Origin of the sequence: Nostoc sp. LPT (assembly GCF_017115165.1) — a bacterium.
In the GTDB taxonomy this organism is placed as follows: Bacteria; Cyanobacteriota; Cyanobacteriia; order Cyanobacteriales; family Nostocaceae; genus Nostoc.
On sequence record NZ_JABXKF010000024.1, the window covers coordinates 144,439 to 159,463 of the forward strand.

11 protein-coding genes are annotated in these 15,025 nt (G+C 33.4%); 1 reads left to right on the forward strand and 10 read right to left on the reverse strand.

The genetic code is table 11. From position 1 onward, the window contains the following. The first annotated feature begins 125 nt into the window (after nucleotides 1–125). Complete coding sequence (locus HWQ58_RS05340; RefSeq protein WP_292858728.1) at nucleotides 126–2,372, forward strand: O-linked N-acetylglucosamine transferase, SPINDLY family protein; 2,247 nt, start codon at nucleotides 126–128, stop codon at nucleotides 2,370–2,372. 337 nt (nucleotides 2,373–2,709) lie between these two features. Here the strand turns inward: HWQ58_RS05340 and HWQ58_RS05345 are convergent, their stop codons facing one another. The 10 genes from HWQ58_RS05345 to HWQ58_RS05390 all read right to left on the reverse strand — a co-directional run bounded on the left by HWQ58_RS05345 (nucleotide 2,710) and on the right by HWQ58_RS05390 (nucleotide 14,700). After that, nucleotides 2,710–3,342, reverse strand: coding sequence for a transposase (locus HWQ58_RS05345; protein WP_292858731.1), 633 nt, complete (start codon nucleotides 3,340–3,342; stop codon nucleotides 2,710–2,712). 197 nt (nucleotides 3,343–3,539) lie between these two features. Continuing rightward, the gene (locus HWQ58_RS05350; RefSeq protein ID WP_292858780.1) at nucleotides 3,540–7,349 is read right to left on the reverse strand and encodes a glycosyltransferase; all 3,810 of its coding nucleotides are present in this window, start codon (nucleotides 7,347–7,349) and stop codon (nucleotides 3,540–3,542) included. 69 nt (nucleotides 7,350–7,418) lie between these two features. Beyond that, the gene (locus HWQ58_RS05355; RefSeq protein WP_292858734.1) at nucleotides 7,419–8,624 is read right to left on the reverse strand and encodes an aminotransferase class I/II-fold pyridoxal phosphate-dependent enzyme; all 1,206 of its coding nucleotides are present in this window, start codon (nucleotides 8,622–8,624) and stop codon (nucleotides 7,419–7,421) included. A gap of 122 nt (nucleotides 8,625–8,746) precedes the next feature. Beyond that, nucleotides 8,747–9,802 carry an FkbM family methyltransferase gene (locus HWQ58_RS05360; protein ID WP_292858737.1) on the reverse strand — a complete coding sequence of 352 codons (1,056 nt, stop codon included), beginning with the start codon at nucleotides 9,800–9,802 and terminating at the stop codon, nucleotides 8,747–8,749. 271 nt (nucleotides 9,803–10,073) lie between these two features. Further along, on the reverse strand, nucleotides 10,074–10,610 hold the full coding sequence (locus HWQ58_RS05365) for a GNAT family protein (RefSeq protein WP_292858740.1): 537 nt from the start codon (nucleotides 10,608–10,610) through the stop codon (nucleotides 10,074–10,076). Nucleotides 10,611–10,612: 2 nt separating this feature from the next. Then, nucleotides 10,613–11,584, reverse strand: coding sequence for a hypothetical protein (locus HWQ58_RS05370; protein ID WP_292858743.1), 972 nt, complete (start codon nucleotides 11,582–11,584; stop codon nucleotides 10,613–10,615). Nucleotides 11,585–11,714: 130 nt separating this feature from the next. Then, nucleotides 11,715–12,416, reverse strand: coding sequence for a WbqC family protein (locus tag HWQ58_RS05375; protein WP_292858746.1), 702 nt, complete (start codon nucleotides 12,414–12,416; stop codon nucleotides 11,715–11,717). A gap of 225 nt (nucleotides 12,417–12,641) precedes the next feature. Next, nucleotides 12,642–13,391, reverse strand: coding sequence for a class I SAM-dependent methyltransferase (locus HWQ58_RS05380; protein ID WP_292858749.1), 750 nt, complete (start codon nucleotides 13,389–13,391; stop codon nucleotides 12,642–12,644). Nucleotides 13,392–13,431: 40 nt separating this feature from the next. Next, the gene (locus tag HWQ58_RS05385) at nucleotides 13,432–14,256 is read right to left on the reverse strand and encodes a phytanoyl-CoA dioxygenase family protein (protein WP_292858751.1); all 825 of its coding nucleotides are present in this window, start codon (nucleotides 14,254–14,256) and stop codon (nucleotides 13,432–13,434) included. Between the two features lie 39 nt (nucleotides 14,257–14,295). Continuing rightward, nucleotides 14,296–14,700 (reverse strand): tetratricopeptide repeat protein, encoded by a 405-nt coding sequence (locus tag HWQ58_RS05390; protein WP_292858753.1) that lies wholly within the window; start codon nucleotides 14,698–14,700, stop codon nucleotides 14,296–14,298. Nucleotides 14,701–15,025: the final 325 nt, after the last annotated feature.

A 15,025-nucleotide genomic window follows, 5' to 3' on the forward strand; every position in this document is an offset into this window, starting at 1 on the left:
AGGGTGTATTATAGCTGTGTGGGTATGGCTGCGCTTAAGCGGCAACGTAACACACCCGAAAAATTGCAGATTATTTAAATTGGAATTTCCTAAAACTAAATTGTTTGAAAAGTAGAAAATGTAATATGACATTAGAGCAATCTTTTCCTAATAACCATAGTTGGCAGCAACAAGCAGAACAATACCTAATTGCAGAAAACTATAGTGCAGCCGCTACTCTTTACGAGCAGGCAATTGAAAGAGAGCCAGATATTAAATCTTATTATTGGAATTTAGGACTAATGTTGCTGTTGCAAGGGCAAGAAACTGAGGCACAAATGACTTGGTTGATGGTCTTATCAGAAAGTGAAGAAGAAGAATTATACACGGCAGAACTAGTAAAAGTTTTAGAAACTGAAGCTAAACGTCGGATAATTATAGAAGACTATCGAATTGCCTTAGGAATTCGTCAACATATCAGAGAAATTGTTCCCGAAGATATCAAGAACTTGCTACATATTCTTGAAATTGCGATTAAATTGCATGATTCTAATGAAGATATTCATCCTTTGTTAGAATTAATAATTAATTTATTGCCCACACAAACAACTTTATATGATATAGATTTACTTTTAAATATTGTAAAAAATATTCTAATTTATGCATCCCAAGAAACATTAGTATTCACTTTTGTAGAGGCTGCTATTAAGTATTTCCCTAATACTACAACTATCATTGAGACGGTAATGTTAGAAAGTCTAGAAATTGCTATATTTCAAAAAAAACCGGAATTAGCATCACGGTTTGCAGAAATTTGTTGGCAGCTAGTTCCTGTAGATAAAGTAATAGAACAGCGAGAAATTCTCGTAACATTGGCTAACTTTTACCAAAATGCTCAAAAATATACACAAGGTATAGAAACAGCAAAAAAATGTTATGATCTAGTTAATACATTGGCTGAAAAAATTTGTGCCAATGCTTTAATTCTTAGAGGTTTAATGACAGCGGGCAGTTATTGGAAAGAGGTATGTTCTGAATTAGATCAGCAAGTATTACTTGCCAAACAATTTATTCAAGAACAACCTAATAATCTTGATATAGCGGTTACTACACGACTTTTTGCATCAGGCTTTTTCTTGCCATATATTTATGACAATCCTGAAAAAAACCGCAAGTTTCAAAATGAAATTTCTAGTTTATGCCAAGCTAATGTTATTCAAAATCGTCTAGAAATTGCAGAGCGACAAAATAAGTTATTGCAATTTCGCAAACAGAGTAGAGATAAGGATAAAAAAATTCTAAATATAGGTTATATTTCTCATTGCTTAAAAAGACATTCTGTAGGCTGGTTATGTCGGTGGATTTTTCACAATCATAATCTAGAAAAATTTAAAATACATAGTTATTTTCTGCACAATATAGATATCGTAGAACAATTTACAAAAAATAATTTTGTTGACAAATCATCTAAATTTCATATATTTGGAATTCGTGACTATGATATATGGGATAAAATCCAGGCAGATGATATTGATATTTTAGTAGATTTAGATAGTATTACTCTAGATTACTCTTGTGAGTTGATGTCAATAAAATCAGCCCCTATACAAGTAACTTGGTTGGGTTGGGATGCTTCAGGATTACCATCAATTGACTATTTTATTGCTGATCCTTATGTTTTACCTGAATCAGCACAGGATTATTACAGAGAAACGATTTGGAGATTACCTCAAACTTATATAGCTGTTGATGGTTTTGAGGTGGATGTACCTAATTTACGACGGGAAAGCTTAGATATTCCTAGTGATGCCATAGTTTATTTTATGACTCAAAAGGGATATAAAAGGCATCAGGAACACCTGCAATTACAGTTGAAAATTCTCAAAGAAGTACCCAATAGTTATCTTTTGATTAAAGGTGATGCTGATCCAGAATCATCCAAAGAATTTTTTGAGGGTATTGCAGAAGAAGAAGGTATTGATTTCTCTCAACTGCGATTTTTACCTAATGCTCCTTCTGAAGCGATTCACCGTGCTAACTTGGGGCTTGCAGATGTTGTTCTTGATACTTATCCCTACAATGGAGCGACAACAACGTTAGAAACCCTTTGGATGGGTATACCTATGGTAACAAGAGTTGGACAGCAATTTGCAGCCCGCAACAGCTACACCATGATGATGAACGTAGGTGTAACAGAAGGCATTGCTTGGAGTGAAGATGAATACCTAGAGTGGGGTGTGCGCTTGGGTAAAGATGAAAAATTGCGACAGCAAATTTCTTGGAAATTGCGTCAATCAAGGCACACAGCACCGCTATGGAATGCCAAGCAGTTTACTTGTGAGATGGAAAAAGCTTACGAACAGATGTGGCAGAGGTATATTGAGGAAAAATAAGCTCATAGTGAGCGCTTAAGCGCTCAAAATAACCTCTTACAGCAATTTCCAGGTAAATGAACCACAGATTATCGTAACTTTAAGGAAGCCTATATCTATGAGGTGGTTGTTTATGTCGCATGGCGGGTTTAAAAGGTAATATAAAAATAAGAAATATATATAATTTATTTCTAAGAGTTAAAGCCGCTTACTAAGTAAGTAAGCGTGAATAATTAAAGGTTTGTAGTAAGGGCTTCAGCCCGGAAAATAGGGCTAAAACCCTTACTACGAAACAATTAAATTAATTTTACATTGCGTAACATAGTTTGATTTATTCTTGCCCACTTACTTATCAAAGTTAAAAGTTATCCCAATCACTACCATAATCTCGCACTGGATATTGAGTCCAGCAATCACGCAGCCATTGTTGTCCACAAGCTTGTAAATACCAGTGAACACTACTTTCAACCCAGTTGTAAGGAGATTTGACTAAACCATGTTTAACTGGGTTGTAATGAATATAGTTAACAGTTGTATAGTAATGTCTTTCAGAGCGAATAGCGCGATCGCTCCAACGATACCAAATTTTTCTCTTAGTTACATTGTTTTCTATATTCCACTGGCGAGAAACCGAACCATGTATTCTCCGAAACAAGTCACTCAATACATCAAAATTTACAACCTGAACTAGTAGATGATAGTGATTAGGCAAAATAACCCAAGCACATATTCTTAAGTTTGTAGTGGGCGCTTCAGCGCTCCTCTGTTCATTTCCACTCCCACCAAACCTATCAAAAATCATATCTAGCAGTTGCTGACGACGAGATTCAGTATTTATATGACACTTATGCTCGTAACAAGCTACCGTTAACAGATAAAATTGCTTATCTCGTACTTTATGTGGTGGTGAGTGGGGTGGATAACCCTGGCTTAGGCCATATTCAACTAGTTCAGCTTTTTGTTCTGTTGTGAGTTGGCGATATTCATACATATATTTTTAAGCACTCAAGTGCTTACTACAAACAATTCAAAAGTTTGTAGTGAGGACTTTAGTCCTCCTCTGTAATTACAAATTTAAGCACTAAAGTGCTTACTACAAACTTGTTTATAAAAGGCTTCTAAACCTATGACACAGGATTTTTTTGCGAAATGCTGGGTTATTACCCACCATAGGAGGCTTGACTACGATTAGACAGACGTCATCTCTAATTTGGATGCGATCAAGCTATCTACATCGCAGAATGGGAGATTTTCTGCTTTCGCTTGTGCGATCGCAGATTGATTATCTGTTGCTAAAGCAATTCGAGTATGAATTTTAGGCAAAAGAGTTTTCCATTGTGTATCACTCATCTTACTAAGCAGAGAAATTTCTGGCCCCTCAGTTATATTTACATCATCTTCCATGAGCAAATTCATGGTCAAAGACGATAAAAGCATATCGGCTTCTTCTTCAGAAATATTGTGAGTATCTATCAGGAGAGTTAAGCTACTTTTATCTGGGTGAGTAGTGAGAGTAGAAATGACACTCGCTAAATCTTGATATAGTAAGTCTTCTGACTGTAACCAGTCTGGGAAAATGATTAAGTTAATATCTCCTAAGCGGAAATTTTGACTCAGAGTATCTGCAAGATATTTACTAAATAGTTCTTGGAAGAGGCTGCCTATTTTAGCTGAGTAAGAGCGACTATCTAGAAAACTAGGATTAGCTTGCATTTTTTCCTTGATTTGGGCGCTCTTTTGTTGGCGTAATTTAGGGTTATTGCCGAGTGCGATCGCTAACTGTACATAAGACTCTTCACTCTCTGGAACTAAATCGGGTACATCTAATGTTTGTACCATTGCAGCCCCCATTGCAGAGCGAAAGCTAGTTCCCCGTCTAGCAATTACTGGTAAATTAACCTGTAGTGGTTCTATCAAAGAAGTTGTTCCCGCAAATGGAAAAGAATCTAGATAAACATCGGCAATTTTAAAGTATTCTTTAACTTCTTCGCGCTTCGGCACTGGCTGAGGATCTAAGACTATCAGTTTGCCTGCTGGTATTCCATACTTTGAAAATACTTTATTTAAGTGATTCACAAAAGCTTTTTTAGGATAACTGTTTGACCAATTTGGGCCAAATGGCAGAAGCACTAAAACGGAATTAGGAACTTCAGAAATTATTTTTGCCCAAGCATCAATTAGTTCAGGTATGATTTTAAAGAAGTTAGCACCAGAGATAAAAATAACTGTTTCTTCAGATATACCCAAACTTTCTCGCTCAACTTTGACAGTTACATTTTCTTCTTCATTTCCATAACTAAAGCAATGAGCAGTTCCTTCAAGTTTCACCAACTTTTCTTGATATTGCTGTTGTGCCATTGCTGATGGATCGGTTAGTGTACCAGAAATGTAATAATCTATATGCCGCATTCCTGTTGTCACCACAGATCCACCACTTGTGATTTGTATTCTAGCTAACCGATGCATTGATAAGAAGCAGATTTGATTGGTTACTGCCGTCACATTGGTAGCAATAAATAATATATCGAGATCATCAGCACGAATAATATTTACCTGTTCTACTAAATCTTGTGGTAGCAGCTTAAAGGAGTTGGCACAGCTTTGACAATATTGTTCTAGTTGATGACCAGTTTGATTAAGAGAGTACAAAATTACTTCAAAATCTCTACTGATATACTCATAAACAGGAAGGTAAGCAAATGTTTCAGAACCAGGTAGAAAATGTGCAGCCAGGACACCCAACCGAATTTTTTTTCTGGTTATAGGTCTATCAGCAAACTCGTAATCTACCTCATAACCCTTAACTTTTAGTAAAGATTCTATAATTTCTGCACGTTTAACATAGATATCTTTAAGATTATGCTCATTAAAATATAGGGGAATAAAATTAGAAATCAACGTGAAATGACTAACTATTTTATCCCACAATTGAGAATCAGAATTTTGTAATATCGATGTGTGTAAATAATTAATCCATCCCTGCATATAGTAATAGTAATTATCCGCCTCACTAGGTTCTTGAAAGTGAACTTGGGAAGAAAATAGGAATTGTAAATAGTCCTGAAATAACCAACGAGGTATGCAAGAGAGGTCATGCTGTAATGGTAACTGGTCAGCACGGCAATACAGCATAGCCGTTAGTAAATTTTGAATTGCTTTTGGTCGATCAAAACCTTGAGATATACTTGTAACAACATCATTAGCAAAAATCTGTTCTTCATCAGTCAGACTTTCATATTTGATGCTACTATTCACTAACATCTTATGTGTTTTACCTAGCAGACTCAGATACATATCTGTTATCTGCTCATCTGAAGCATTCAGACATTCTTCTGCTATTTGTTTTCGCAACTCCTGCAATTGTGCATTTTCTTCACTCAAAGCTGCGTATCTATAAAGAGCTTGTTGTCTCGTTGCTTCAGGATATCGTTTATCACTATAAATTTTCTGAAATAGTTTTTGGTAGTCTAATAAAATAGCATCCTTTAAAGCAGCATTTCGACGAGTTTGTTGTTGTGGATGTATCCTAAAATGAGATAAAACTTTGTCAATAAAACCGATTTTGTATTGACTCATAATTCTGAGCCACATTTCTAAATCTACAAGTTGACAAAACTCAGAATTAAATAATCCTACTTTTTCAAAAACATCTTTTCTAATTAAGACTGTGCTAGGCTCTCCAACTTTATTAATTGGGTTGTCAAGTATATTTGAGTCTTGCAAAAGTTGTTGTCCTGATTGAATCAGCTTCAGTCTTGACCAAGCTTTGTGTACATCTTTAGCTTCATGATGCTTTAGAAAGTTTGAATCATAGACGGAATCATGAGTATTAGTAAAGAGTCTTCTCGGCGAAAAAACCAAACCTATCTCTTCATCTTGTTCAGCCAAGCTAACCATTTCTTCAATAGCATTTGGTTCTAGTAAATCATCTTGAAATAAAAATTTGACATATTTTCCTTTAGCTTGAGAAATACAAAAATTCCAATTATTAGCTAATCCATATCTTTCATGCTTAATAACAAAAAATAATATCTCGGATATATTTTTTAAACTATTGACTATTTCTATAGTCTGGTCATTTGAATTATCATCTGAAACAATAATTTCTATATTTCTATATGTTTGAGATAAAACACTATTGATTGCTTCTGCTATAAAGTCCTTCCCATTGTAAGTAGGAATACAAATACTAACTAATGGCTTTCCTTGTAATAAATTAGTTTTATTGTAAGCAGTTTGTTGCTCTAATTTATTTAATTCTTCATTTTTTAAAAAACTAGCTAATTGTTGAGAGAAAAAATTTATTGATGTATTTATAATTGCTTGATATTGAGAACTAAGATTATATTTTATAGTGTCAAGCATTCTAATAGTTTCTTTTAGTTGCGATTCTCGGCTTTTACTAGACCATACTCCTTTTGCATGAACTCTATATGCTGACATCACTTCATCAATGTATCCGATTTTTCCGTGTTGTGCATTTAAAATATGGAAAGTCCAATCTCCCATACTTTGTTCATAAAACCAATCGGGGAACTCTTGTACTAAACCAGCACGATACATTACTGAAGGAGTAGAAATAAAATTGTTTATTAACAAGTTTTCTATAGTAGAAGTTTTTGGCTGATTGTGTAGGAAAATCGCAGGTGAGTGACTGTTATCTTGCCAAAATACTAATACATTGTGAAAACATATAGCAAAATCTAGGTTTTTATCTAAAAAATCTACTTGTTTTTGTAGTTTTTCGTTTGAAGTCCAATAGTCATCACCTTCTAATATTGCTAGATACTGACCTTGACAGGCTTTGAATGTATTTAAAAAATTTTTGTGCGCCCCCAAGTTTACTTCAGGCAGTAATAAGCGAATTTTGTCCGAATATTTTCTTTGGTATTCAATTACAATTTGACGTGTATTATCTGTAGAACAATCTTCACCTATCACAAGTTCATATTCAAAACCAACTTTTTGCATCAATACACTTTCTATTGCTTGAGCAATAAAATTTTAATGGTTATAAGTAACCATTAAAACGCTAACTTTCATGCTTTTACCTCTAAGATATAAATTTTACATGTGTGAATAATATCGGACTTTGGAAAGTTCGGAACTATTTGCAACGACTAACTTAATAATTTGACAAATTTTGTTGATATCTTCTGGTTTTAATGCCGTGCCTGTTGGTAGGCAGAGTACTCGATTTACAAGTTTTTCAGTTTCAGGTAGCAATAGCCTATTGTAAGGAAAATAAGAACGATAAGGTTCCATATTATGACAACCTGGATAAAAGTACTTTCGAGCGATAACATTTTCAGCCTGTAATATTTCAACTAAATAATCTCGACTTATACCAAATTTTTTTTCATCAATTTCTAGAACAATATACTGATAATTACATTTTTGTGTTTTATCATAAGTAATAAGTCTTAGCCCAGGAATACTGTGTAATTCTTGTTTATATTGTTGGTAATTACGGTAATTGATAGCAACAAAATCTTCTAAATTTTCAAGTCCTGTCAAACCCATTGCCGCTGATGTTTCATGCATTTTCCCGTTTGTACCAATATAGATAACGTTATCCATACCAGTAAAACCAAAGTTAGTCATCAGACGAATTTTTGCAGCTAATTCATCATTATTAGTCACAATTGCTCCGCCCTCAAATGTGTTCAAAAATTTAGTAGCATGGAAACTAAAAACTTCGGCATCTCCAAAGCTACCAATCATACGTCCTTGATGTGAACAGCCGAAAGCATGAGCCGCATCAAACATTAATTTTAAGTTGTGGGTACGGGCAATTTTACTTAAAGCCTCCACGCTACAAGGACGACCCCACAAATGAACGCCAATAATACCTGTAGTACGTGGAGTTATTAATTGCTCTATTTGCTTTGGATCGATGTTGTGGGTTTTAGGATCAATATCACAAAATACAGGAGTAATTTCTTGCCATTGTAGAGCATGTGCAGTTGCAATAAAGGTAAAAGAAGGGACAATAACTTCGCCTTTTAAACCCGCAGCGCGGATGGCTATTTCTAATGCTACTGTAGCGTTACAGCTAGCAATGCAATGATTTACTCCGACAAATTCAGCAATGCGTTGCTCAAATTCTTGTACATAAGGGCCATTGTTCGTTAGCCATCTTTTATCTAATATGTCATTGATGCGATTAAGTAAGCGTTCGCGGTTTCCAATATTAGGACGACCAACGTGTAATTTTTCTGTGAAGGTTGGTATGCCAGTAAATATAGCTAAATTATTCAATTGTTGTTTCATTTGAAGTGCTTTTTAATTTGGTATTTGGGAAAAATTTAGAAAAGGTTTTAAACAAATCATTATAGGACGTTTTAAAAGTGAGGGTCTTTGATATATTAAAAAGTAAAAATAATTTTTCTGGTTTATTCCATAACTTTGGCGTAAAGCACTGTTTCTTCAGAATGTATAGTGTAATGATCTATGTACAACTGATAGCCAATATCTAAACTATGGATAAAAAGAGGAATTTCAAAAATATCATTTGGTCTATGATATATAGAAATAGCAAGTTTTGGACGGAACTTACGGATAGTTTCTACGGCCCCATGTAAGGCACTTAACTCAGCACCCTCAATATCCATTTTAATAAAATCCACTCTATCTATACTTTTTTCATATACAAGTTGATCAATTGTGGTAGTAGCTATAGGTATTGACGATGGAGCGTTACTAATATTTGCACCAGGTCCTTCGCCATGTAAATAAAGCTGAGTTTCTGAACTATTAGTTAGAGCATAATCACTGATAACTATTCTCTCTGCCAAATCCTCATTTTGGAGCAAATTGTAGCAAAATACATCTAAATTATATGGCTCTATTTCAAACGAAAAAACTTTGCCTTCTGAACCAATAGTTGATGCAAAAGCGATTGCTGTATCACCAAAGCACGCACCAGCATCAATAACATAATCTCCTGGCTCAGGACATATTTGAACATTATTTCTACTAAAATAATACTGCTTGAACAAAAATGTCCAAGCTACATTGCCCCACCAGCAATCAATAGTAATATGTTGATCTTCAAAGCTAACTCCATACTTTTGCAATTCGCCAAAAATACCAGAGTAATCTGTCTCAGATTCTGAAACTATCATTTCCCTAGCTTTCTGTCTGTCTCGCCAGTGTTGTTCATTATTGGTAGGTAATTTAAAGTGTAGATGTCCTACCAGTCGGAAAAGTAATAAGTTTGTTAACCAATTTTTAGACTCAGAATCAGCTAGAATTTCGTGAAGTCGCTGAAAATTTTCCTGATTTTGGAAAAGAAACTTAAGATAATAACTATATGAGTCTATAAAAATCTGCCTATTGGTATGATCCTTTGATAATGTTTGAAACCTATCATAATCCCAGTTATTTTCCTGAAAAGTATGAATATTTACATAAAAAGCATGGATAATATCATTGATAAATTGGGACATAACTTTGCTGTTACCAGATTTATAATATTTCAACTTGACTCAGTTATAAGAAGGAAATAATTCACAACTTAAATTTGCTATGTATAAGAGATTGCTACGGTCAAAATTTTAGTAGTTATCCTAGTTATTAGGCTACCCACAACTTCCCAAAAACTATCATTTAAAAATTTTTTTATTTTTTATTTAACGTATTTATACTATTTATTAGCGTGTCAAATTTGCAAACCTTACTTATTGTAGTATTTACTATTATTAAAAATAACATTTCATTTTATATTTTATTGTTTTGAATATCTTTGTTGTAATTCTTTCTAAGAATCGCCATTACCAAAGTGTTATGATAGCTGCCATTTTTATAAACTGTCTCTTCCAACTTTCCTTCTAGTAAAAAACCAACTTTTTCATACATTCTAATAGCTCTAGTATTTTGCTCAAGAACATAAAGATAAATACGATTAAGATTCAAATTAATAAAAGCGTGCTTAATAATTTTTCGGCACACCGCTTCTCCAATACCTTTAGACCAGTATTTTTTATTACTGATAACAATTGAAAATTCAGCAGAACGATTAATTGATTGAATATTTGTTAAGTAAACATTGCCGATAAGATGGTTATTATCTGATTCAAGAATAGAGAGTCTAACATTTTTATCTCTATTGTTAAGATAGTTCTCATACCATTTTTCATCTATTTCTTCAGAAATATAAAAAAAATTGCAACAAAGAAAATTGATAATTTCAGAATCATTTCTCCAGGCGTTAATTGTTTTTATATCCTTTTTTAAAATCTCTCTTAATGTAAACATTTTTAGATACCTAATAGTTCTTTTAATGATTCAATAACATAATCTAGATCGTCAATTTCATATCTATGATCTATTGGAAGTGCAATTAATTTTTGTGTTAAATCTTGTTCAAAATTAAATCCTTCTAATCTTCTCTGTATTGTATCTTTCCATAATATTGGAATAAAAATATTTCGTTCATATAATAGATTTTTATCTATTATATTTTTGAGCAAAAGAGGATAATGGTAAGGAATAGAATTAGTTGCTAAAGGCAAATTAAATTGATTAATCTCTTCAAAGATAGAATGATAATAGCTGAAGTTATACCGACGCTTATGAGCAATACTTAGGTAATCAATATTAGCTAGCAAATATTCAGAAACTATTGATATCTTTTTAATTTCATCATCCAATCCTTTCTCATATTCTATAAATTCTTGATATGCTTGTTTCTGCTTTCCTAATAAACGATTAAATAAATAATTACAACTCAAATCAGTATTCCTTTCATAGTCAACAGCAATATCATAAGGGGTATAAAGATATGCTCCATCCGGTACGCCAAAAAACTTTCTAGCAGAATTAAAAGACCAAGTTTTACTATTTTCCCGTTCAAAGAATGCTTGAGTATTATCGATGATAATTTTATCGCTATACTTATTAATTAAGGATTCAATAAATTTGCTCTTTATTCCAAAATAATTGATATAAATAAAATACTCATTTTCTTTTAATTTAAAATCTTCACTTGGTTCTAAATTTATATTAATTGAGTAAAAACTATAAGAAACTTGTTTATTTATAATCGGCTCTAACAATGCATCACAAGTATAAAAAGGTATCCATATTTTCTGAGCATTAATGTGTTTAAGTATGAGATTTAGGCAAGCTCTTCCATTACTAAGAGGAATTGCATTAGAATGATAATTGTAATCTTTATTTTGAATTTCTAACTCAAAAAAGCCTCCAATTGGTTTTACTCTAGCCTTCATATTAATATTTAAAACCTCACATAACTTTATACATAACTAAATATTTATAAATCTGATTGTTGCTCTTAAGTAAAGTATTTATTATAATGACTTATCTTTTTTATATCTAATCAATAATCTGTCATTTTATTTAAATTAAATCATATTCATTCAACATTTTTTGAATTTTTTCTTTATCATTAAACATTAAAACATCAATGATTGAAAGCCAAGGAACAAAATGATTATCAAATTGATTATATTCGACAAATCTTGGTTGAAAGAAGGACAACTTTATATTATTTTTTTGAAACACCTCTCTTGAATATAATTTTTCTCCTCCAATTGAATTTATGTAATGGTCAGATCCTAAACAAGTGTTTATACTTATAACCCGTTGTTCTCCTTTTAAAGTATTGTCTTTATTCAGTTTTGAAGAAAAATAAAATTCTGTACCTATATCTAAATAATCACATATAAGCTTTAGGCTACGCGTTATCATCTGTGAAATATTAATTTCATCTACGTACAAAATACAATTTAATAACTTTTTAATGTTTGAATAATAAGGCGCTTTTTTATAAGATAACTCTACTATGTTTAATAATTTTTTTCTCTCTCTCTCAAAATTTTCTGTAAAAAATCTCTGATTAATATTCAAAAAAGCAGAATCATTTTTTATGCTTAATGTAAAGAGGTAAGCTTCTCTGTTTAATAGAATTCGGTTTCTATTTATCCAACCTCCTTTTATGTACTGTACATCATCATGGATTACAAATTTGTCTGCCATATTTATAAGCTGAAAATACCCAATATAGGGAAATAAGTATGGCTGCATTATAGTAATCTTCATAAATAGCCCTTTGTTTAAATCAGTGAGCGATAAAAAATAGACCTTGTTGATAAAAATATTTAAACTAGTGGCTGAAAGTTTGAAATTTCGTAGATAATTACGAAAAATTATACCGCTACTATGCAATGTATAAAATAACATTGATAACGAAAATTATTATTGCACTATTTGAAGTAGAATCTTGTTTATCTATCATTTGAAAACATACATTAATTAAGTAATATCTTATTTTTGGATAAGACCTTTTTTGCAAACCAGAAAAATGCTAGCGCAGAGATCCGGGTATTGCATTCCTAATTTGTAGCAAGCTTCTAAATATGAGTCTGAAATTATGTCAGTACTTAATAATTTGTCAAATTGAAAATTGGCTAATGCTTTGAAAAATATACCGCCTCGATTAACAATATTAAGACCAGCATCAATAGTATCTTTTTCTAAGCTATCAAAAGCGTAAGTTTTTCTATGTCCATGAGCAAACTCTGCCTCAGTAACTGCCGTGTTGTGAGAAATAAGACCCATCTTAACGGCAATTTGCCGAGATGGAGCATTTGCATTGGGGACAGCTATGAAAAGCAGTCCCTGATCTGACAACCAGGAATTAATTTTACGTAGAACAAAGACAGGATCATCTAAATGCTCAAGCGTATGAATTAGAAAAATAGCATCGTACTTGTCTTGCAATTCCAGTGTTTCAAAGACTGAGTTAATAAATTTAACCCTATACCCCACACGATTTCTTACATATTCTACTAAAGTGTCAGCAGCTTCAACAACGGTGATATCTGTGAAGTGATCAATCAGTATCTCAGTAAATTCTCCTTGAAAGCAACCTAACTCTAATGCCTTACCCGATGACAAAAATGGTAGAAAAGAACGCAGCATATAGCGTCTTAGGAGTTTGTCAAAGCTATACTCATATTTGTTGTCAATGTCATTAGTATTAAAGGTTGAATATTCTGTATTGTAATCTCTCATAGTAAGTCTCTCTTTATATGGGTTATAATGCATTAATAAATTAACCTTGTCCTGGTTTGTAAAATCTCTTTTCTAGAGGTTGATACCATTCTTCCAAATTTGTTGGAACTAGAGCATTATATCCAAGGAGCTGCTTCATTTCTTCCGAAAAATGGGTTGCATAGTCATATCCAAAGTATCGAGGTAAATCCAACTGTTGCTTGACAAAAGGCTTAGTGAAACAGAGTGTAAGAGCGCGTCTAGGCTCATCCGTCTGATTGCTTCCTGCTGCGTGCCAAAGGTTAGCATCAAAAAGAATGATGCTACCACTTTTTCCAACAGCGCGAGTGGAATTTTTGTAGAATAATTTTTCAGATGGGCGATCTGCTAGATAATGTCCTCCATTCATGAAATAAGTTGCACCATTTTCTAGTGTGAAATCATCTAGCATGACAATCATTTGAAACATCAGTTTTAGGTTGCCTGTGAAACTGCGAACATCTCGATGAATATTCAAAAGATAAGAAGGATGATTCTTAAGATTATTTACACCACCAAAAATATTCAAAATGTAGTTGCCACCAAAGTAATGTGTTATGGCTTGTTTCAAATACATTCTTTCTAAAAATTCCATAAAGCTGTCACCCAATCCCAAGAGGTGATTAATTGTCCCATCAGTATTTTGTGCTACACCATTCTTGATTTGAATCTGACGAGCTATTGCATTTGCTTTATCGAGGTCTAGCTTCAACTTTTCAACTAATTGAGCATCAACAATATTCTCAAATAATACCCATCCTTGTTTTTCAAGCTCTTTTTCTACTAATACAGATGAAGAAAGATAAGTTTCATCATTGGCATACTTACTTTGAGAGTTGGAAGACATATCATACTACCTTTAGAGGTTGACCATTACGCCCCATTTTTATTGAGCGGAGACGCCTTTCCCCTCTTGCTTCTTAATCTGCTCTAATACAACTTTGTAATCTTGCCGATCAGGGTGCAACTTCACCAGCTTCTCCAAAAGTTTCATCGCACCTTTAACATCCTTCAATTGCAACCGCACTAAAGACAGTTTCTCTAAAGCAAGTTGGTTTTCTGGTTCCCGTTGTAAAACCAACTCGTAGCCCTGCGCCTGTTGCTGTAATCCTGACTCAGGAGAAGCAGACGCAGTTGCTGGCTTAGGTTGAGTAGCCTGTTGGATTGCCGGAATGACTGCAAATGCCGTAGAACCAAAAAACGAGAACATCGACACTATCGTGACAATCTTTTGTCGCCGCTGAATCTGCTTTTTGCGGGTAATTAGGTATTCTTCGTCTGAACCAGCCATGCCTCACATACTTGCTGCGGTAAATACTTAGGTATCAGCAAGCCTCCGTTCTGAGGATACCCATCTGCTCAACAGAAACTAACATCTTCGCTAAAAATTTTTTACACAAACTTCAAATACTGACTCTGAAGACGAGGGAACTTTATGCTAAACCCATGCTGTATCGACAATTTTGCCATGCGATCGCTCCTATACCTCAAAGCAAAACCCTACCCTGCGCCCTAACCCTCCAGGTCTTATTCTCTGAACAAAATATTAAAATTATATAAACAATACCTTAGCCAAAATAAGAGGATGAAGAGAGAGGTCCGGTGTAATAGAGTTA

Bases quoted from the DNA above. Each gene is read 5' to 3' on its own strand.
- HWQ58_RS05340 (WP_292858728.1), top strand. From the start codon at position 126: ATGACATTAGAGCAATCTTTTCCTAATAACCATAGTTGGCAGCAACAA.
- HWQ58_RS05345 (WP_292858731.1), bottom strand. From the start codon at position 3,342: ATGTATGAATATCGCCAACTCACAACAGAACAAAAAGCTGAACTAGTT.
- HWQ58_RS05355 (WP_292858734.1), bottom strand. From the start codon at position 8,624: ATGAAACAACAATTGAATAATTTAGCTATATTTACTGGCATACCAACC.
- HWQ58_RS05360 (WP_292858737.1), bottom strand. From the start codon at position 9,802: ATGTCCCAATTTATCAATGATATTATCCATGCTTTTTATGTAAATATT.
- HWQ58_RS05365 (WP_292858740.1), bottom strand. From the start codon at position 10,610: ATGTTTACATTAAGAGAGATTTTAAAAAAGGATATAAAAACAATTAAC.
- HWQ58_RS05370 (WP_292858743.1), bottom strand. From the start codon at position 11,584: ATGAAGGCTAGAGTAAAACCAATTGGAGGCTTTTTTGAGTTAGAAATT.
- HWQ58_RS05375 (WP_292858746.1), bottom strand. From the start codon at position 12,416: ATGAAGATTACTATAATGCAGCCATACTTATTTCCCTATATTGGGTAT.
- HWQ58_RS05380 (WP_292858749.1), bottom strand. From the start codon at position 13,391: ATGAGAGATTACAATACAGAATATTCAACCTTTAATACTAATGACATT.
- HWQ58_RS05385 (WP_292858751.1), bottom strand. From the start codon at position 14,256: ATGTCTTCCAACTCTCAAAGTAAGTATGCCAATGATGAAACTTATCTT.
- HWQ58_RS05390 (WP_292858753.1), bottom strand. From the start codon at position 14,700: ATGGCTGGTTCAGACGAAGAATACCTAATTACCCGCAAAAAGCAGATT.